At 61.0% G+C, this 901-nt stretch carries 1 protein-coding gene; it reads right to left on the bottom strand.

Going from position 1 to position 901, the window contains the following annotated elements; all coding sequences use genetic code 11:
• Positions 1 to 507, bottom strand: a 507-nt coding sequence (locus MJ797_RS23705; RefSeq protein ID WP_239341382.1) for a recombinase family protein, incomplete at its 3' end; no start/stop codon positions are given.
• Between the last annotated feature and the right edge of the window lie 394 nt (positions 508 to 901).

The raw sequence follows: 901 nt of genomic DNA, 5'->3' as shown, positions 1-901 counted from the left end.
GTTGAGACGGTCGGCGATCTCCTGGCAGGACACACGCGCGGCCACCCGCCATTCAAAGATCATTGCAACAGCCGGAGCACGGGCCGGATCAAGAACCAACCGTGTCTTGTGCAATCCTTCGGCCCGTTTAGCAGGGACCGGATGAGGTATCCGTTTGGCACGGTATCCGTAGGGTGGGACTCCGATGTTCCATCCCTGCACCGCATGCTCACAGAACCCGTCCCAGGCCTTCTCCAGGGTCTCGAGCACATACCATTCGGCGGTTGCCTGTTTGACCCGTCTGGTCAGGATCGCTGTTGCCCGCTTGCGTAAGTGTGTTATGCCTTCGTCTGCTGCCAGAAGCGTTATGCCGGCACGTTCGAGGTCGTGTTCAATCTTGACCCCGTAGTAGGTGCGTCGCGCGACACGGTCGATCGCCTCACAGATAACCGCGTCGAACGTGCGGTCCTGCCGTGCCGCGGCTTCGAGGAGGTCATGTATCCCGCCGTCCCGCGGAACCGGTACCATAAACCTTTCGTGCTGCTCTGCTACGGCCACGAAAGTCCGGATGGATACGGCCGGACTCGACATCCCAGTAATACCCCACGATTCTAGCGCCAGGTGGCAGCACGGCCTGGCAGCTCGCCAGCTGCCGCGGGATGGACAGCGTCGGGTCCTGGAGATCCTCGTCGGATACTCTGCCGAGAAAGACGAGGTCGACCAATGGTGCATCAGCGGGTCGCTGACCATACATCGGAGCCGCGGGAAGCATACGGCCTTGCACCGGCCCAAGGATGGGGCTACCGGATGTATTATCGCCCGCGCTGTAACTTACAGACATCTACCGGCCACTTCCTCACTCCCCCTTATCCGAGAGCGGCAATGCGAAGAGAGCATGGCGCTCATGGCTACGTCCCCCTGT

The organism is Protofrankia sp. CiP3 (genome assembly GCF_917627345.1).
GTDB lineage: Bacteria > Actinomycetota > Actinomycetes > Frankiales > Frankiaceae > Protofrankia.
This window is presented reverse-complemented; position numbering and strand designations above follow the sequence as displayed.